Genomic DNA, 331 nt, shown 5'->3' on the forward strand with positions numbered 1-331 from the left:
CATTTCTTTTTGATATCCGCATGGGGATCGGGATGCAGATTCGCCTCATACCATTTCTGGTGACTTTCACGTGCGGCCTGCAGATTCGCTTCATACCATTTCTTATCACTGGCAGTCTGTTCATCGCTGAATTCATACCAGTGCTTGTCCGTTGGTGTTTGATCCAGGTTGGCCTCATACCATTTATGATGCTGCTCACGGAATTTAGCCAGATTGGCCTGTTGCCAGCGTTTTTTCAGATCACTGTATTGTGAATCGGCAAACTCATACCAATGCGTTTCAGTGGGCGTATTATCAAGATTCGCTTCATACCAATGACGATTTGCCCGCA

The 331-nt window shown here is 46.2% G+C and carries 1 pseudogene; it reads right to left on the minus strand.

Annotated features, from left to right (window positions below):
- Positions 1 to 331: pseudogene (locus B3O33_RS13850) on the minus strand (hypothetical protein); the annotation flags it as partial.

The sequence above is a fragment of the Methylophaga sp. UBA1464 genome, from assembly GCF_002325665.1.
Lineage (GTDB): Bacteria > Pseudomonadota > Gammaproteobacteria > Nitrosococcales > Methylophagaceae > Methylophaga.